Consider the following 17,960-nt stretch of genomic DNA (forward strand, 5'->3'; position numbering starts at 1 on the left):
GGTCGTGGCGGGGTGCGGGCGGGGCCCAGGGGGGGGCGTCGCGGGTCAGGCCTCGTGCTCGTCGCCGTCGCCGTTGTCGTGGCCGTCGCCGCTGTCGTCGGACGGCAGGGCGTCCAGAAGCGGGGCGAGCGTCTCCCAGTTGGCGCGGGTGGCCGCCGCGGCTCCGTCCACGTCGCCGGCGGCGCACAGTTCGACGATCCGGTCGTGCTGGGCGACCGAGCCCCGGCCGCTCAGTGAGGAGAAGCGCAGCCGCTCGACGCGGCGCAGCACCGGTGTGAACTGTTCGAGCACGGCGCGCAGGGCCTGGTTCGCGCTCGCGGTGACGGCGACGCCGTGGAACACGTCGTCGGCGGCCAGTGCCGCGTCCACGTCGTTCCTGTTCAGGGCGGAGGCGAAGCGGGTGTTGGCGTCGCGCATGGCGTCGAGTTCGGCCGTGGACAGGTTGGGCAGGGCTTCCCGTACGGCCAGTTCGTGCATGGCGGCGGTGACGGACTGCGCGCCCCGGGCGGCCCGGAGGTCCAGTGGGCTGACGATCGTGTAGCGGCCGGGCTTGGTCCGTACGAGACCGGTCTGTTCCAGACGTGTCAGCGCCTCCCGGATGGGGGTGCGGCTGATGCCCAGCCACTCCACGAGATCGCTGTCGTTGAGCCGCTCCCCCGGCGTGAGTATGCCGTCGACGATCGCGTCTCTGAGGGCCTTGTAGGCGTTCTCCCGGAGGAGCGATCTGGAGACGAGCCCTCGGCTCTGGGGTACCGGCATGCAATATATTGCACATCGCCAGCGTCGGAACGTCAAGAACGAGCCTGGTCGCCGGAGCGGAACGGGTCCGGGCGGCCGGGCGCGGCGGTCAGCTCACGCCGCGCGGCCGGAACTGGACGCTGATGCGCGCGCCCACGGCGCGCGTCGTCTTGGGGATCGCATGCTCCCAGGTGCGCTGACAGGAGCCGCCCATCACGATGAGGTCGCCATGGCCGAGCGGCCGGCGGACGACGGTGCCGTGGCGGTGGCGGGGCCGTAGCACCAGATCGCGTGGGGCACCGACGGACAGGATCGCGACCATGGTGTCCTCGTGCGAGCCCCGGCCCGTCCGGTCGCCGTGCCAGGCGACGCCGTCATGGCCGTCGCGGTAGTAGCAGAGTCCGGCGGTCGCGAACGGCTCGCCCAACTCACCGGCGTAGTACGCGCTCAGCGCGTCGCGCGCCTCGTCCAGGACCGGGTGCGGCAGCGCCTCCCGCGTACCGTCGCCCCGCTCTCCGTAGAAGGCGAGCAGCCGCGGCACCGCCACCTCCCGCTCGTACATCCGCCGCCGCTCGGCCCGCCACGGCACGCCGGAGGCCAGCTCCTCGTACAGCGCGTCGGCCCCGCCGAGCCAGCCGGGGAGCAGATCGATCCACGCCCCGTCGCCGAGGACGGTCCGCCGGACGTCCGTGAGCGGACCGAGCCGGATCTCGTCGGTCTGGTCGAAGAGTGAACCCTGCGCGTGCGCTGCCATACGTCCAGCATAACCACACATTCGAACGTATGAACGATTACTTGCCCCGGCTGGACACCAGTGTGAAGACCGGCCTCAGCTCAGCCCCTCCCGCCGGTCCAGCCACTCACGCGGCGCGCCGTCCACCCCCGTACGCGCGCCCACGATGCCGCCCGTGATGGCGCACGTCGTGTCGACGTCGCCGAAGGCCTCGGCCGTCGCCCACAGCGCGGCCTCCAGGTCGTCGTGGTGCCTGGCCGCCGTCCAGACGGCGAACGGGACGGTGTCGTCGGCCCGGATGCGCTGTCCGTTGCCGAGGATGTCCGACGCCTTCCACGGCTCGGTGTCGAAGGGCACGTCCACCGCCCGCGCGAGGCCGTCCCGTACCGGTCCCTGAGGGGTCGCCTCCGCGACCGCCGCGATCGTCAGTTCACCGCGGGCCGAGAGTGCCGCGGCGACCGCGACGGCCACGGCGCCCGCGATGCCCTGCGGATGGGCGTGGGTGACCTCGGCCGACAACGTGGCCTGTTCCACGACGCGTTCGGGGTCGTCCGCGAACCGTGCGCCGAGGGGCGCGACGCGCATCGCCGCCCCGTTCCCGAGGCTGCCGCCCTCGAAGAGGGTGGGCGCGAGGGTCCGCCAACTCGCCGGTTCCACGAGGAGTTGGGGCAGCAGGATGTGCATGCCGTGCCCGTAGCCGCGCCCCGGGTCGGCGTCGAAGGTGAGCGCGAAGCAAAGGGCGAGACGGTCCTGGTCGATGAAGCCGCCCTGGTCGAGGACCCGTTGGACGGCGAGGGCCATCGCCGTGTCGTCGGTCCAGTGCCACTCGGGCTCCTGCGGCGTGATGCGGGCCTTGATCTCCGCGTACGCCCGCGACCGGTCGCGGAAGAGCGGGAACCAGCGCTCGCCGAAGGCGTCGCCGAGTGCGAGCCCTTCGAGACTCCGGCGGGCCGCCTCCCGGCCGGACGAGGGCAGGGCGGCCGGAGTGGCCGGCGAGTTCGGCGAGGGCGTGACGGGGGTCGTACCGGGCCGGGCCGGAGGTCGCGTCGGTGGCGTCATGCGCCTCATGCTGCCGTGCGCGGCCTCCGGCCGTACATCCCTTTTGGTGTCCCCTTCGCCGACCGCTCCGGGCCGGTGACCGCACTCAGCTGAGGCAGCTCGCCGTGCGGGCGTTCGCCGGATCGAGGGCGTTGAGTACGAGGCGGTACATGACCGTGCTGTAGGCGATGCCCAGGTGCGCGCTCATGTCGATCGGGCACGCGTCCTGGAGGGTGAGATTGTCCACCGGGGCGTCGGGGCCCGCCGCGAGGTACTGCTGGCGGTAGGGCGTGACCACCTCGTCGGTGCGCGTGACGACGGTCGTGTAGCGGACGCCGGGCACGGTGTCACCGTCGGCGTCCAGCCGGGCGTTGACGTCGGAACCGACGGTCTGGTCCTTCGCCGCCTGCCCGGCCATCTGTGCCGTGGTGTCCAGCACGCGCAACGACTTGGCGAGGGACGCCATGCCCGACGCCGTCGTCCCGTGGTTGCTCGGCGCGATGCCCACCAGCCGGTGGGTCTTCGCGGCGCCGCCGTCGAACTTCAGATACCAGCGCGGCAGCAGACCGCCGCCCTGGGAGTGCCCGACCAGGTCCGCCTTCTCCGCGCCGGTGGCGTCCAGCACCTTGTCGACGAAGGCGGCCACCTCCTTGGCGGACTCGGGGATGTGGCCCCTGGCCTTGAAGACATCACCGTCGGGTGCGCCGTAGTTGAGGGCGTAGACGCAGTAGCCGGCCCGCTTCAGTACGGGTGACAGCCCGGACCAGTTGGCGTAGGCGTTCGCCCAGGTGCCGTGGATCAGCACGACGGGACGCGGGTGAGCGGCGCTGGGCTCGCAGGCCCAGTCGTTGGCGCCGCGCGGCGCCGTCTCGGGGGCGGCCTGCGACCGGGTGAACGCCGCGGAGAACTGCGCCAGGCCGGTGTTGGGGGCCGCCGCGCGGACGGTGCCTTCCGGCACGGAGGGCGAGGAGGACGAGGGCGCCGCCGCCGCGACGGCGAGAACCGCGGATCCGGCCAGCGCGGCGGCGACATGTCTGAGCTTCAACGGGACTCCTACGCGTGAGGCCCCCGGTCGGCCCGCATTTCATCCCGGCTTCGGAGTCAGGGACGCGACGCCGGAGGAGGGGGCGTCTTTCGATGACGTCCGCCATCCGATCCCATGCCGTCTCCCACCGGCCGGATTGCCCCATCGGTGGGCGCGGGCGCAGCGAGAGGCGCGACCGCTCACACGCTGAGCGCGTCCCGTACGTCCCGCTGCGCGGCCTCGCCGCCCGCGCCCGTGGAGGTGACCCGGCCGGACTCCAGTACGTAGTACCGCTCGGCGGCGCGCAGGGCGAAGCCGACGTGCTGTTCGACGAGGAGCACCGAGAGACCGCCCGCCGCGCTCAGCCGCAGCACGGTCTCCTCGATCTCGGCGACGACCGACGGCTGGATTCCCTCGGTGGGTTCGTCCAGCAGGAGCAGCCGCGGTTCGGTGATCAGGGCTCGGGCGATGGCGAGTTGCTGCCGCTGGCCGCCCGAGAGCAGTCCGGCGCGGCGCCCGAGGAGTCCTCGGAGCGCGGGGAAGAGATCGAGAGCCGCGGCCATGGATGCCTTGCCGCCGCGTCGGCCGTCGGCGACGAGCTGGAGGTTCTCCCCGGCGGTCAGCTGCTGGAAGCACTGCTGGCCCTGCGGAACGTACGCCATGCCCCGGGCGACCCGCTCGTGGGGCGCGAGGCGGGTGATGTCCTCGCCGTCGAGGCGCACGGTGCCCCGCTGGGGTCTGACGAGGCCGATCGCGGTGCGCAGGAGTGTGGTCTTGCCCGCGCCGTTGTGTCCCATCACGGCGACCACCCCGTCGGTGGGGACGGTGAGGGACACGCCGTGCAGGACCGAGCTGCGGTCGTAGCCGGCCCGGACGTTCTCGATCTCCAGCATCATGCCTCCTGCGGGGCGGGCGCCTGTGCGGGTACGGGGGCGGGCACCGCTCCGGTGGCGGTCTCGGTGTCGGTCTCGCCGTCGGCCGCGTGCCCGAGGTAGACCTCCTGGACCTTGGGGTCGGCCTGGACCTGGGCGACGGTGCCCTCGCTCAGCACGCGTCCGGCGTGCAGGACACTGACGGTGCGGGCGAAGGAGCGCATGAAGTCCATGTCGTGCTCGATGACGACCACGGTCCGGTCGCGGCTCACTTTCTGCAGCAGTTGCCCGGTGGCCTCCCGCTCCTCGTGGCTCATCCCCGCCACGGGCTCGTCCAGCAGGAGCAGTCGGGCGTCCTGCACGAGCAGCATGCCGATCTCCAGCCACTGCTTCTGGCCGTGCGCCAGTACTCCGGCGAGCTTGTCGCGCTGCGCGGTGAGCCCGATCTCCTCCAGGGCGCGCAGCACGCTCTCCGGTGTGCTCCGCCGCCTGCGCAGCAGTGTCAGGGCGGAGCGGCCGGCGCCGGCGGCGATGTCCAGGTTCTGTTCCACGGTGAGTTGCTCGAAGACGGTGGCGGTCTGGAAGGTCCGGCCGATGCCGGTGCGGGCGATGCGGTGGACGCTGCGGCCGAGGAGTTGCCGGCCGTCGAACTCGACCGAGCCGGTGGCTTTGGAGAGGCCGGTGACGGCGTCCACGAGGGTGGTCTTGCCGGCGCCGTTCGGGCCGATGAGGAAGCGGATGTCGCCGCGCGCGACGTCGAGGTCGACGCCGTCGACGGCGGTGAATCCGTCGAAGGAGACCCGCAGGTCACGGATGCTGAGCAGGATGTCCTGCGTCGTCTTCCCGGTCGTCCCGGTCGTCCCGGTCATGAGATCACCTCCGGGGTGACGGCGGGTACGGCCTTGGCCGGAGAGGAAGCCTGGGCGGGAGCTGGGTCCGGGGCCGGGGGTGGAGTCGGGTCCTGGGGCGGCGCCGTATCGGCGGACCCGGTGCGCGACGCGCGGCGTTTCAGCACCCCGGCGAGGGACGCGAGGCCACCCGGCAGGAAGCCGACCACCAGCACGAAGAGCAGGCCTTGGGCGTAGGTCCAGGCCGCCGGGAACTCCTCCGACAGCGCGGTCTTCGCCCAGGCCACGGCGATCGCGCCGAGCACGGCGCCGACCAGTGACGCCCGGCCGCCGAGCGCCGCGCCGATGACGAACTCGATCGAGGGGACGATGCCGATGAGGGCCGGCGAGATGATGCCGACGGCCGGGACGAAGAGCGCGCCCGCGAGCCCGGCGGCGCCCGCGGCGACGACGTACGCGAAGAGTTTGACGTTGGCGGGGTCGTAGCCGAGGAACCGTACGCGCTCCTCCGAGTCCCTTACCGCGACGAGGAGTTCGCCGTAGCGGCTGTGGATGAGCTGGCGGACCAGGATCATCAGGATCAGCAGCACGGCGGCGATGACGAAGTACACCATCCGCTGGTTGACCGGGTCGTCCAGGTCGTAGCCGAAGAACCCCTGGATGTCGGTGAGTCCGTTGGTGCCGCCCGTGGTGCCCTGCTGGCCGACGAGCAGGATGACCATGGCGACGGCGAGCGCCTGGCTGAGGATGGCGAAGTACGCGCCGCGCACCCGGCGCCGGAAGATGAGAAGGCCGAGCAGCGCGGCGACGGCCATCGGCAGCAGTACGGTCGCCGCCAGTGCGAAGACCGGGTTCTCGAACGGCCGCCACCACCAGGGCAGTTGGTCGGCCTGGCCGTACAGCTGCATGAAGTCGGGGAGTTCGCCGGGTCCGGCGTCGGCGAGCTTGAGGTGCATGGCCATCGCGTAGCCGCCGAGGCCGAAGAAGACGCCCTGGCCGAGGGTGAGGAGTCCGCCGCGGCCCCAGGCCAGGCAGATACCGACGGCGACGATCGCGAAGCACAGGTACTTCGCGAGGAGGGAGAGCCGGAAGTCGCTGAGGAGCGCGGGGGCGAGGCCGAACAGCGCGAGCGCGCCGAGGGCCAGGATCGCGGCCGCGCGCAGCCGTTTCGGATCCCTCCGGCCGGGCGGCCGGTCCGTCTTCGTCGCGGTCCGGTCCGTCGTGCTGGTCCGTGTCGTCATGCCAGGCTCCGGGTGCGCAGGGTGAACAGGCCTTGGGGACGCCACTGGAGGAACGCGACGATGGCGACGAGGACCACGACCTTGGCGATGCTGACGGTCGTGGAGTACTCCATGACGGCCTGGAGCATCCCGAGCGCGAAGGCGACGATAACGCTGCCCTTGAGCTGACCGATGCCGCCGACGACCACGACGAGGAAGGCGTCGATGATGATGTTGGTGCCCATGGTCGGGCCGATGGGGCCGACCAGTGTCAGCGCGACACCGGCGATGCCGGCGAGACCGGATCCGATGAAGAACGTCGTACGGTCCACCCGTGCGGTCGCGAGTCCGGACACCTTCGCCAGGTCGCGGTTCTGCACGACCGCGCGGATCCGGCGGCCGAGCGGCGTCAGCCGCAGCAGCAGCGTCATGCCGACCACGGCGGTGATGGCGAGGGCGAGGATGAAGAGCCGGCTGTTGGCGAGGGTGAGGCTGTCGCCGCCGGATTCGTACAGGGTGGTGTGGCCGGTGAGCCAGTCGGGCGCGCGGGTCTGCACGTTGGGGGCGCCGAAGATGTCGCGGGCGAGCTGCTGGAGGATCAGGGAGACGCCCCACGTGACGAGGAGTGTGTCCATGGGGCGCTCGTAGAGGCGTCTGATGAGCAGCATCTCCAGCAGGACACCGAGGGCGCCGGCCACGAGGAAGGCTGCCGGGAGCGCGACGAGCAGGGACGCTCCGGCGCTGCTGACGGTCTGCTGGATGACGTAGGCGGTGTAGGCGCCGGCCATGATGAACTCGCCGTGGGCCATGTTGATGACGTTCATCTGCCCGAAGGTGAGGGAGAGTCCGAGCGCGATGAGCAGGAGTACGGCGCCGATGCTGACGCCGATGAACAGCTGACCGAGTATCACTGTCATGAGAGGTCCGCGGCCCAGTCGTAGCCCTTGAGGAACGGGTCGGGCTCCACCGGTCCTTCGGACTTCCAGACCTCGGTGATCAGCCCGTCGGTGCCGATCTTGCCGATGCGCGCGGTCTTGGAGATGTGCTGGGTCGCGCCGTCCACGGTGACCTTGCCCTCGGGGGCGTCGAAGGTGATGCCGTCGGACGCCTCACGCACCTTGTCGACGTCGAAGGAGCCGGCCTTCTCGACCATGGCCTTCCACAGATGCACCGAGGTGTACGCGGCCTCCATCGGGTCCGAAGTCGGCTTGTCCTGGCCGTACTTGGCCTTGTACGCCTTCACGAAGGCGGTGTTCGCCGGGGATTCGGTGGTCTGGTAGTAGTTCCAGGAGGTGAGCTGGTCCTTGAGGTACGGGGCGCCGATCGACTTGACCTCCTCCTCGGCGATCGAGACCGAGACGACGGGCATGGTCGCCGCGGTGAGGCCGGAGGACTTGTACTCCTTGAAGAAGGCCACGTTGCTGTCGCCGTTGAGGGTGTTGAAGACGGCGTCGGCCTTGGCGGACTTGACCTTGCCCGCGATGCTGCTGAACTCGGTGGAGCCGAGCGGCGCGTAGTCCTCGCCGGCCACGGTCATCCCGTTGGCCTTCGCGTACGCCTTGATGATCTTGTTGGCGGTACGCGGGAAGACGTAGTCGCTGCCGACCAGGTAGATCGACTTCTTGCCCTGCTTCTTCAGATAGTCGAGCGCGGGCACGATCTGCTGGTTGGTGGTGGCGCCGGTGTAGAAGATGTTGGGCGACTGTTCCAGGCCCTCGTACTGGACCGGGTAGAACAGCAGCGCGTCGTTCTTCTCGAAGACCGGCTTGACGGCCTTGCGGCTCGCGGATGTCCAGCAGCCGAAGACCGCGGCGACGCGGTCCTCCCGGATGAGCTTCTCGGACTTCTCGGCGAAGGTGGGCCAGTCGGACGCCCCGTCCTCGCTGATCGCCTTGACCTGCTTGCCCAGTACGCCGCCGTCCGCGTTGACCTCCCCGATGGCCAGGTTGAGCGCGTTGCGTACGGTGACCTCACTGATGGCCATGGTGCCGGAGAGCGAGTTGAGCAGACCGACCTTCACGGTCTTGCCCGAGACGTCGGCCTTGACGCCCTTGCCCTCGGCCGACGCGTCACCCGTCTTGGCGCCGCAGCCGGTCAGGACCAGTGCGGTGGTGGTGACAAGTGCCGTACAGCTCAGGGCTGTTCGGATGGCTCGGGAAGCGGGCATCGAAGCCTCCTCGCCCCCGGACGGGGGCCGTGAAGTGCGGGTTGCGGTGACGGCAACGAGCCTCAGGGCGCCCGGTTTCCCCGTTGTTTCACGGCAATTAATACTTCCCACAGGAAGTAACTCGACGGCAGGCGGGCGACAGGCGGGGTCAGTTGCCCCTGTCCGGCCCCTCTTGTCGCAGTTCGGTCAGTACGTCGAAGTCGAGCCCGTCGGCGCGTGCGAGATAGATGCGCTGGCTGACATGGCGCCGGCGCAGCCGCAGGAATCCGCGCGGTCCTTCGTACGACACCTCGTCGGCGCCCGCGTCGATCGCCGTCACGTCGAGGGTGCGGGCACGCTCGACCAGCGCGGCGAGCAGCAGCACTCCCTCGTAACAGGACTCGCCGAGGCTGCCGGGCAGTGGCGCCTCGATGCCGAACCGGCGGGCGTACAGGCCGTGGAAGTCGAGGGTGTCCTGGTTGGCGAGGGAGGCGAAGAAACCGGCGGTGCTGTACAGGTCGGTGGTGGCGTCGGCGCCGCTGGCCAGCAGCATGTTCTCGTCCATGAGGGTGCTCAGCCGCAGTGCGCGCACCGGCAGTCCGGCCGAGGCGAAGGCGCGGTTGAACCGGACGGCGTCGCTGCCGACGAGCAGCATCAGGACCCCGTCGGCGTCCGACCGCTCGACGGCCCTCAGTACGGGGCCGAACTCCTCGGTGCCCAGCGGGAGATACGTCTCGCCGCACACCGCTCCCCCGCTCTCGCGGGCGTATCGGCGCGCGGCCAGCGCGGTACGGCGCGGCCACACGTAGTCGTTGCCGACCACGTACCAGCGCCTTATCCGCCGCTCGTCGGCCAACAGCCGCATGGCGGGGCGCAGTTGGGCGGCCGGGGTCTCGCTGGTCAGATAGACGCCGTCGGTGCGCTCGCCGCCCTCGTACAGCGCCGTGTACACGTACGGCACCCGATGGGCGATGCGGGGCGCGAGGACCTGCCGTACGGAGGAGATGTGCCAGCCGGTCACCCCGTGCACCGCGCCGCTCGCCACCAGCGTCTCCACCTCGGCCGCCACCTGGTGCGGCGGGGCGCCGCCGTCCACGGGAATCAGCCGCAGCTCCCGGCCGAGAATGCCACCGGCCCGGTTGACCTCGTCGGCGGCGAGCTGCGCGCAGAGTCCGCAGGCGGGCCCGAAGATCCCGGCGGGCCCCCGCATGGGGTGGACGAGCGCGACGCCGATCGAGGTGTCGGCGGCGTGCCAGATGGACCGGCGCATCGCCCCATGATTGCCCGGTACGGCGCGTGGTCTCCGTGCTGTCCGCCCAGTGGAACGGTGAATCGTCGCGCCGGCGTCCACACTTTGTACGATGTACGGGCCACCGGACCGAGGAGCGACCGGCCCATGCCCCCCTCTGCTCGTCAACCCCACGACCTGGTACGCCTGTTGACCGGTGCCGAGCGCCTGGTACTGCGCCGGCTGCGCGCCGTGCTGGACGCCGCCGACTGTTCGGTCGACGCCTGGCGCGTGCTGTCGCTGCTCTCGGACGGGCAGGGGCACCGGATGAGCGCGGTCGCGGACTGCGTGTTCCTGCCGCCGCCGACGCTCACCAAACTCGTCGACCAGCTTGTCGACCAGAATCTCGTCCACCGCCGCGTCGACCCGCTCGACCGCCGCCGGATCCTGGCGTATCTGACCGAGGGCGGGCGGGCGTTGTGGTCCCGGCTGGACCAGGAGATCCGCGACGACTGGGCGCGGCTGCCGCTGTCGGTCGAGGAGGACGAACTCACGCGCTCGCTGGGCCGGTTGGTGGCGACGCTGGAGGCTTCCCCGACCGACCGGGCGACATCCCCTTCCGGTCGGACGGTTTCCCCGACCGGTCAGCGGCCGGAGCCGGTCAGGAGCGGGCGGTGAACGGCGGGTGCGTGCCGTTGAGGTAGTGGTCGCCGATGTCGCGGAGCCGGTGCGTGGGTGAGCTCTGCGCGGTCAGCGCGCGGGCGTTGCGCCAGAATCTGTCGAGCGCCGCGCCGCCGTCGGACGACGTCGCCGCTTCGGTGAGTTCGAGGATGCGCGTGGTGATGTCGACCGCGGACCTGCTGGTGACGGCCTCAGCCGCGGCGACCAGGACGGCGATCTCCGCGCGCTCGTCCATGCCGATGTCCCGCCCGGTGAGGAGCCCCTGCTCCAGGGCGTCCGTCGCGCGTTCCACGACGGCGGCCGCGGTGTGCGCGGCGGTGGCCAACTCACCGTACGCCAGCAGGAGATACGGGTCCCCGCTCGGCCGTACCGCGTAGGTGGTGGCGTCCGGCGCCTCGGAGCGCGGCGCGGGCTGCACCGCTCGGCTGACGTCGCGGGCCTCGGCGAGCGCGCCTTCGGCGATGCCCAGGGCGACATGGCTGAGGACGAGCCGCAGGGCGAGCGGCGCGAGCGCGGTGAACGCGGAGACGGCGTGCTCGTCGCGCGGCAGCGCGCCGAGGATGTGGTCGGCGCCCACGGGCACGTTGTCGAAGTCGACGCTGCCGGCGCCCGTGAGCCGCTGGCCGAGGCGGTCGTTGTCGGTACCGGCGAGGACACCGGGGTGGGCCGGGTTCACGAGTGCGATCAGCAGCTCGCCGGTGTGTGTGGAGGTCGCGCCGACGACGAGCCGGTCGGCGACGGTGACACCGGCGGCGAAGGTGCGCCGACCGTTGAGCAGATAGCCCGACGCGGCCGGCGAGAGGGTGAGGCCGGGGCCGGTCTCCGGGTCAGGGAGGTCGGTGCTGCCGCCGAGGAGCCAGCTGCTGGCGACGGCGGCTGGCTCGTGCCCGGCGGCCGGGTCGTCCGGCGTGCCGAAGAAACGGCCGCTCCACGACAGCACATAGTGCCGGGCGATGAGTTCGCCGATGGAGCCGTCGGCCGCCGCGATCTCACGGATCACGGCGGCGGCGGTGCGCCAGTCGGCGCCGCCATGACCGCCATGACCGTCGTGACCGCCCGGATCGAGGGTGAGGCCGGGACCCGTGCGGCCGCGGCCGAGGCCGAGGAGCGCGGGCGGTGTCAGGAGCGCGGGCAGACCGGCTTCGCGCAGCCGTGCCACCTCGTCGTACGGCGGCTTGCCGGCCCTGTCGCGGGCGATCGCGTCGGCGGCGAGATCGTCGGCCACCTCGCGTGTGACGCGCGGCCACATCGCGTCGTCGGGCACGGGGGGCTTGCGCAGGGCGGCGGTTCGGACCACGGGTTTCGTCGGCACGGTGCCGGCCACCTCCAACATCCCTAGTTTTCCCACTGGATTAGTAGGAATACTGGCACGTAGTCTTCGCCGCCCCAAGTGCGTGTTCATATGGTGGACTCGCGTTCCGGTCAGCGATACGGAACGGCGACCGGTGCCCGGGTCAGGGGTTCGTCCAGGCCTCGGGGTCGGCAGCCAGCGCGGACACGTCGTCCGGCAGCCCCGCCGACGCCACGTCGGCCAGGGTCACCACATCCAGAATCTGGCGGACATTGGCCCTCAGCGCGATCCACAGCGGCAGCAGCGACTCGGCGGGGCCGGAGTAGGACAGCTCGGGCGGACGGACCCCGCGCACCGAGACGAGGGGGCCGTCCACCGCGCGGATGACATCGGCGACGGTGATGGAGTCCGCGGACCTGGCCAGCCGGTATCCGCCGTTGCCACCGCGCCGGCTCACCACGAGGCCGCCCCGGCGCATGTCGTTGAGGATGCCTTCGAGGAACTTGTGCGGGATGTCCTGGGCGGCGGCGATCGCCTCCGCCTTCAGCGGGGCCTCGTCGCGGGACGTCGTGAGCTCCAGCGCGGCACGTACCGCATAGTCCGCTCTGGCTGAAATGCGCATGCGCGCAGTATCGCGTACGACTCCGCTCCGGGCCCCGCCCATCCTCCTCGTCCTCGCTTCCGCATGGACCGCCGTCAGCCCGTGCCGACGGCGCTCTCCGCCGTGTCGAACAGCCGGTTGGCGGGGCGCGGCAGTCCGTAGTGCTCGCGGAGAGTGGTGCCGGTGTACTCGGTACGGAACAGGCCACGCTCCTGGAGGATCGGCACGACCTGGTCGACGAAGACCTCCAGTCCCGAGGGAAGCAGCGCCGGCATGATGTTGAAGCCGTCGGCCGCGCCGCTGTCGTACCAGTGCTCGATGGTGTCGGCGACCTGCTCGGCGGTGCCGGCGAAGGTGCGGTGCCCGCGGCCTCCGCCGAGCCTGCCAATGAGTTGACGTACCGTCAGATGCTCACGCCTGCCCAGTTCCACGACCAGTGTGAAGCGGCTCTTGGCGCCTTCGATCTCGTCCTCGGTGGGGATGTCGTCGGGCAACTCCTCGTCCAGCAGCAGTCGTTCCTCGGGGACGCCGATGAGCCGGGCCAGCTGGCGCCGGCCGTACTCGGGGACGATGTGCCGGTCCAGTTCCGCGTCCAGTGCCAGCGCCTCGGCCTCCGTGGCGCCGATGACCGGCACGATGCCCGGCAGGATCTTGATGCCGTCCGGGTCGCGTCCGAAGGTCACCGCGCGCTGCTTGACGTCCTTGTAGAAGGCGACACCCTCCTCCAGGGTCTGCTGCGCGGTGAACACCGCCTCCGCGTAGCGCGCCGCGAAGTCCTTGCCGTCCTCGCTGGATCCGGCCTGGACGAGGAGGGGGTGGCCCTGCGGCGAGCGCCGTACGTTCAGGGGCCCGTCGACCCGGAAGTGAGGTCCGCGGTGGTCGATCCGGCGGACGCGTTCGGCGAGCGCGTAGATGCCGCTCTGCTTGTCGTTCACCACGGCGTCGTCGGCCCAGCTGTCCCACAGTTTGGTGGCCACTTCGAGGAATTCGGCCGCCCGCAGGTAGCGCTCGTGGTGCAACGGGGTGTCGTCCAGACCGAAGTTGCGGGCGGCGTCGGCGCCTGCCGTGGTGACGATGTTCCAGCCGGCGCGACCGCCCGAGACATGGTCGACGGAGGCGAACCGGCGGGCGAGGTTGTACGGCTCGTTGTAGCTGGTGGACGCGGTGGCGATGAGGCCGATCCTGCTGGTGACACCGGCCAGGGCGGTCAGCAGCACGGTGGGTTCCAGGATGCTGGAGGGCCGCCGCCCCGGGTCGCCGTGCAGGACGGGGCCGTCGGCGAGGAAGAGGGAGTCGAGTTTGCCGCGCTCGGCGATGCGGGCCAGGTTCTTGTAGTGCTCGACGTCCGTGCCGTCGGTGGGACTCTGCGGGAGCCGCCAGGCGGCCTCGTGGTGGCCGACGGTCATCAGGAAGGCGTTGAGGTGCAGGGGCTTGCGGTCCGGGTCGCGTGACATGGGTCTTCTTCTCCTGGGGGCGCGGGTCGGTCGGTCTACGGCTACGCGGCTACGGCTGCGCGGTTGTGGCCATGGACTACGGCCACAGGCGGCGGCTCAGAGCGTGAGGTAGCGGCCGTCGTGGAAGAGCAGCGGGCGCCGGCTGTCGTCGTGCTCGGTGTCCTCCACCCGGCCCACGACGATCCGGTGGTCACCGGCGGGCACGATCTGCTGGATGCTCAGCCGCAGCCAGCCGGCCACACCGTCGAGCACGGGCTCCCCCTCCGGCAGGCGGTGCCAGGCCGTCGGCGCGGCGAACCTGTCGATGCCGCTGGTCGCGAACGTCCTTGCCAGCGGCTCCTGTTCGGCGCCGATGAAGTTGACGACGGCCGAGGACGCGCGCTCGATCGTCGGCCAGGACGATGCGGTGAGGGCGATGCCGAACGACACGAGCGGCGGGGAGAGGGACAGGGACGTGAGGGAAGTGGCGGTGAATCCGACCGGGCCGTGGCCGGCGTCGGCGGTGACCACGACCACTCCCGCCGGATATCGGCGGAACACTTTCTTGAAACGCTCAGGGGCAATGCCCGCAGCGAGATGCGACGACACGGTGACAGTCAACGTCTCCCCCAGGAAGAGAGGTGGAAGCAGCGGAAATGGGCAGGCGGCGGCACACGGGGCTGCGGGACCAGGCGGTTCGGGGCGCGATGAGCGGGCCGGACGCGATCGCCGGTGAATTCAGCGGTGGACCGTGGCGCGAGGAGAATTCAGGCGCGACAACAGAGGCAGGGCACGTACTGCGGAATCCGCTGCCGAATGGTCATGAATTCATTGTCCTGTGCATCTACGACCCCGGTCAACAATGCAACTCTCTGAATTAACTCGGGTCGACTCAGGTTCACGGCTCGCGGCTCAGGCTCACGACACGGCCGTCAGCGCGGGCCAGGGACCGAGCGGGTCCGCGTACAGGGCGCCCAGCGCCACCGCGGCGCCCGCCGTGGACAGCACGCTGCCGGTGAAACTGCTTGCCACGACGGCCTGTTCGGGGTCGTCGCAGACAAGTGAGCGCTCCGCCACCTCCGCCCGCAGATCGGCCAGGCAGTGCGGCAGCAGCCCCGTGCCCGGCTCGACCACCACCAGCACCTCGGGGTCGAACATGTCCAGCAGCAGCGCCACGGCCCTGCCCACGAGCCTGGCCCTGCGGCGGAACAGCTCCAGCGCGCGGGCCTCCCCCGCCAGCGCACGTGCCAGCAGGGCGGGGAACGACGTTACGGGCAGGCCCTGTTCGGCCGCGAGCCGCACCATGGCCTGTTCGGAGACCTCCGATTCGAGGCTGCCGTCGCCACCGACCGGCAGATGCGCGATGCTTCCCGCGCCGTGCCGGGGTCCGAGGTGCACCTCTCCGGCGGTCGCGAACGCGGCGTCCACCACGGCGCCGACGAAGAGCAGTACGGCGCTCCCGCGAGTCGACGCCTCGCCGAACAGCTGCTCGGCCCGCGCCAACGCCCGTGCGTGGCTGTCCACATGGACCGGCAGCCCGGTCGCGTCGGTGAGATGGTCGCGTACGGCCACGTTCCGCCAGCCCAGTTGGGGATGGCGCATGATCACTCCGGCGCCGGGGTCCACCCGATGCCCGGTGGCCACGCCGAGCGCCAGCACCGAACGGCCGTCGGCGTGGGCGGAGACGAGCCGGGGCAGCCGCCCGGCGAGTCCGTCCAGTACCTGCCGCGGGTGCGGCCGGATGTCCCGGTGCGGCTGCCGGTCCTCGGCCACGATCCGGCCGCGCAGATCCATCAGGGACAGCGTCGAGTTGGTGACGGCGATGTGCGCGCCCGCCACCAGATAACGGCTGGTGTCGATGTCCACGGGGACGTGCAGCCGGCCGAGCCCGCGCGGCCCGGTGGTCTCCGGGCTCTCCCGGATCAGCCCCCGCGCCAGCAGCTGCGCGCTGTGCCCGGTGACGGACGCCGGGGACAGCCCGGTCAGCCGCGCGACGGTGCTGCGGGCGACCGGGCCGTGGTCGAGGACGGCGTTGAGCACGGTCTTCGTCCCCGGGGCACGGCGCGGCGGTACGGCGACGGGCGGGATGTCGGCGCGGCGTACGTGAGTGGGTCGGCGACGGACGGGCACCGGCGGTTTCTTCACGGGTGTCTTCCAGATCCTGGACGGCAGCGGTGGTGTCGGCCTCCGGGAGACTTCCCGTCGGGGGCCGGCCGACCGCGTGGGCGCTGTGACGTCAGCCCTGGTGACACGCCGCGGAGCACACACGCTTGAGATCGATATGACCTCGAGTCGTCAGGTGCGCGGATCGCTGCATGCCTGGCAACGTAACCGCAGCGGCCGAACGGGGTCAATCACCGGCCGCATCCTGGACGTACCCGCCCACGGGTGCCCCCGCGTCCTTGCTCGCCGCCTTCGCGATGTTGCGCGCCATCCCGCCGAAGACGACGGCGTGGAACGGCGCGACGCTCCACCAGTACGCGTGCCCCAGCAGCCCGCGCGGATGGAACACGGCGCGCTGCCGGTAGCGCGTACGGCCCTGCTCGTCCCGCTCGACGCGCATCTCCAGCCAGGCCAGACCCGGCAGCCGCATCTCGGCGCGCAGCCGCAGCAGCCGGCCCGGTTCGATCTCCTCGACGCGCCAGAAGTCCAGCGAGTCGCCGACCCGCAGCCGGGCGGCGTCGCGGCGCCCCCGGCGCAGCCCGACACCGCCGACGAGCCTGTCCAGCCAGCCCCGTACGGCCCAGGCCAGTGGGAAGGAGTACCAGCCGTTGTCGCCGCCGATCCCTTCGACGACCCGCCACAGTGCCTCGGGGCCGACGTCCACGGTCAGTTCGCGGTGGTCGGTGTAGAGGCTGCCGCCGGCCCAGTCGGGGTCCGTCGGCAGCGGGTCGCTCGGCGCGCCGGGGACGGCGGCGGAGGACCAGCGGGTGGTCACCTGGGCGTCCTGGATCCGCCGGAGAGCCAGGGCCAGCGCGTCCTCGAAGCCGACGGGCCGGCCGGGTCCGTCGGGGACGTACCGCGCGATGTCGTGCTCGTGGCACACGACCTCGTGCCGCAGGGACTCGGCGAGCGGCCGGGCGATCGAGCGGGGTACGGGGGTGACCAGGCCGATCCAGTGGCTGGACAGGGTCGGGGTGAGGACGGGCACGGGCACGATCAGCCGGCGCCGCAGCCCGGCGACGGAGGCGTACGTGTGCATCATGTCCAGGTAGGTCAGGACGTCGGGGCCGCCGATGTCGAAGGCGCGGCTGACGTCGGCGGGCATCCGCGCGCTGCCGACGAGACAGCGCAGGACGTCGCGTACGGCGATCGGCTGGATCCGGCTGCGTACCCAGCTCGGTGTGACCATCACCGGGAGGCGTTCGGTGAGATAGCGCAGCATCTCGAAGGACGCCGAGCCGGACCCGATGATGACGGCGGCGCGCAGCACGGTGGTGGGGACGCGCGAGTCGAGCAGGATGTGTCCGACCTGGGCGCGGGAGCGCAGATGGGGCGAGAGACTCCGCTCGGGTACGCCTGCCGGGGTGAGGCCGCCGAGGTAGACGATGCGCCGGACGCCCGCCGCGTGGGCCTGTTCGGCGAAGATGCGGGCGGCGTCGGCGTCGGTCCGCTCGAAGCCGGAGCCGGTGCCGAGCGAGTGGACCAGGTAGTAGGCGACGTCGATGCCGCGCATGGCGTCGCCGACCGACTCGGCGTCGGTGACGTCGCCGCGTACGACTTCGGCCCGGCCCGCCCATACGTGGTCGCGCAGCTTCTCGGGCGTCCGCGCGAGACAGCGCACCCGGTACCCGGCGTCCAGCAGCTCCGGTACGAGCCGACCGCCGATGTAGCCGGTGGCGCCGGTCACCAGGCAGTGCGGGTCGGGCGTTCCGTCGCCGTCGGCCGCCGCGTCACCGTTCGTCATGAGGCCCTCCGTCGCCCGTGTGCGGTGTCTCCACCCTCCCCCGCCACGAGGACTTCCGCCCGACCGGCGGCGTCGGATGCGGCGCGTGCCCGCGCTTGTCCTCAGTCGCCGGACGGGCTCAGTTGAGCCCGTCCGGCGATTGAGGACGAACCGGCCACCGGACGGACCCGGTGAACCTTCCCGGTCACCGCCCTAGAGCC

At 71.5% G+C, this 17,960-nt stretch carries 17 protein-coding genes; 1 reads left to right on the forward strand and 16 read right to left on the reverse strand.

What is annotated here, in order from left to right; all coding sequences use genetic code 11:
- Positions 1–45 precede the first annotated feature (45 nt).
- The 10 genes from ACFT9I_RS35670 to ACFT9I_RS35715 all read right to left on the reverse strand — a co-directional run bounded on the left by ACFT9I_RS35670 (position 46) and on the right by ACFT9I_RS35715 (position 9,889).
- A complete protein-coding gene (locus ACFT9I_RS35670) occupies positions 46–759 on the reverse strand; it encodes a GntR family transcriptional regulator (protein ID WP_382571433.1) in 714 nt (237 codons plus the stop codon).
- Between the two features lie 88 nt (positions 760–847).
- Complete coding sequence (locus ACFT9I_RS35675) at positions 848–1,492, reverse strand: alpha-ketoglutarate-dependent dioxygenase AlkB family protein (protein ID WP_382571434.1); 645 nt, start codon at positions 1,490–1,492, stop codon at positions 848–850.
- A gap of 75 nt (positions 1,493–1,567) precedes the next feature.
- On the reverse strand, positions 1,568–2,530 hold the full coding sequence (locus ACFT9I_RS35680) for an ADP-ribosylglycohydrolase family protein (protein WP_382571435.1): 963 nt from the start codon (positions 2,528–2,530) through the stop codon (positions 1,568–1,570).
- A gap of 85 nt (positions 2,531–2,615) precedes the next feature.
- The gene (locus ACFT9I_RS35685) at positions 2,616–3,554 is read right to left on the reverse strand and encodes an esterase/lipase family protein (protein ID WP_382571436.1); all 939 of its coding nucleotides are present in this window, start codon (positions 3,552–3,554) and stop codon (positions 2,616–2,618) included.
- Between the two features lie 179 nt (positions 3,555–3,733).
- Positions 3,734–4,426, reverse strand: coding sequence for an urea ABC transporter ATP-binding subunit UrtE (gene urtE, locus ACFT9I_RS35690; protein WP_382571457.1), 693 nt, complete (start codon positions 4,424–4,426; stop codon positions 3,734–3,736).
- Positions 4,426–5,274, reverse strand: coding sequence for an urea ABC transporter ATP-binding protein UrtD (gene urtD, locus ACFT9I_RS35695; protein WP_382571437.1), 849 nt, complete (start codon positions 5,272–5,274; stop codon positions 4,426–4,428). Before urtD ends, urtE begins: the two co-directional genes overlap by 1 nt.
- Positions 5,271–6,494, reverse strand: a complete 1,224-nt coding sequence (gene urtC / locus ACFT9I_RS35700) for an urea ABC transporter permease subunit UrtC (RefSeq protein WP_382571438.1) — start codon at positions 6,492–6,494, stop codon at positions 5,271–5,273. Before urtC ends, urtD begins: the two co-directional genes overlap by 4 nt.
- Positions 6,491–7,390 (reverse strand): urea ABC transporter permease subunit UrtB, encoded by a 900-nt coding sequence (gene urtB / locus ACFT9I_RS35705; protein WP_382571440.1) that lies wholly within the window; start codon positions 7,388–7,390, stop codon positions 6,491–6,493. Before urtB ends, urtC begins: the two co-directional genes overlap by 4 nt.
- Entirely contained in the window at positions 7,387–8,640 is a 1,254-nt protein-coding gene (urtA, locus tag ACFT9I_RS35710; protein WP_382571442.1) for an urea ABC transporter substrate-binding protein, read from the reverse strand. Before urtA ends, urtB begins: the two co-directional genes overlap by 4 nt.
- A gap of 148 nt (positions 8,641–8,788) precedes the next feature.
- Positions 8,789–9,889: a substrate-binding domain-containing protein gene (locus tag ACFT9I_RS35715; RefSeq protein ID WP_382571443.1), complete on the reverse strand. Its 1,101-nt coding sequence runs from the start codon at positions 9,887–9,889 to the stop codon at positions 8,789–8,791.
- 126 nt (positions 9,890–10,015) lie between these two features.
- Between ACFT9I_RS35715 and ACFT9I_RS35720 the strand changes: the two genes are divergently transcribed.
- The gene (locus ACFT9I_RS35720) at positions 10,016–10,525 is read left to right on the forward strand and encodes a MarR family winged helix-turn-helix transcriptional regulator (protein ID WP_382571444.1); all 510 of its coding nucleotides are present in this window, start codon (positions 10,016–10,018) and stop codon (positions 10,523–10,525) included.
- On the opposite strand, the gene ACFT9I_RS35725 is transcribed toward ACFT9I_RS35720, so the two are convergent.
- The 6 genes from ACFT9I_RS35725 to ACFT9I_RS35750 all read right to left on the reverse strand — a co-directional run bounded on the left by ACFT9I_RS35725 (position 10,509) and on the right by ACFT9I_RS35750 (position 17,760).
- Positions 10,509–11,840, reverse strand: coding sequence for an acyl-CoA dehydrogenase (locus ACFT9I_RS35725; RefSeq protein WP_382571445.1), 1,332 nt, complete (start codon positions 11,838–11,840; stop codon positions 10,509–10,511). The two genes, ACFT9I_RS35720 and ACFT9I_RS35725, sit on opposite strands and share 17 nt — an antisense overlap.
- Before the next feature lie 142 nt (positions 11,841–11,982).
- Entirely contained in the window at positions 11,983–12,441 is a 459-nt protein-coding gene (locus tag ACFT9I_RS35730) for an RrF2 family transcriptional regulator (protein WP_382571446.1), read from the reverse strand.
- Positions 12,442–12,515: 74 nt separating this feature from the next.
- On the reverse strand, positions 12,516–13,874 hold the full coding sequence (locus tag ACFT9I_RS35735; RefSeq protein ID WP_382571447.1) for an LLM class flavin-dependent oxidoreductase: 1,359 nt from the start codon (positions 13,872–13,874) through the stop codon (positions 12,516–12,518).
- A gap of 96 nt (positions 13,875–13,970) precedes the next feature.
- Positions 13,971–14,474: a flavin reductase family protein gene (locus ACFT9I_RS35740; protein WP_382571449.1), complete on the reverse strand. Its 504-nt coding sequence runs from the start codon at positions 14,472–14,474 to the stop codon at positions 13,971–13,973.
- 297 nt (positions 14,475–14,771) lie between these two features.
- On the reverse strand, positions 14,772–15,998 hold the full coding sequence (locus ACFT9I_RS35745; protein WP_382571450.1) for an ROK family protein: 1,227 nt from the start codon (positions 15,996–15,998) through the stop codon (positions 14,772–14,774).
- Between the two features lie 205 nt (positions 15,999–16,203).
- On the reverse strand, positions 16,204–17,760 hold the full coding sequence (locus ACFT9I_RS35750; RefSeq protein WP_382571451.1) for an SDR family oxidoreductase: 1,557 nt from the start codon (positions 17,758–17,760) through the stop codon (positions 16,204–16,206).
- Between the last annotated feature and the right edge of the window lie 200 nt (positions 17,761–17,960).

The sequence above is a fragment of the Streptomyces sp. NPDC057137 genome (genome assembly GCF_042670825.1).
Lineage (GTDB): Bacteria > Actinomycetota > Actinomycetes > Streptomycetales > Streptomycetaceae > Streptomyces.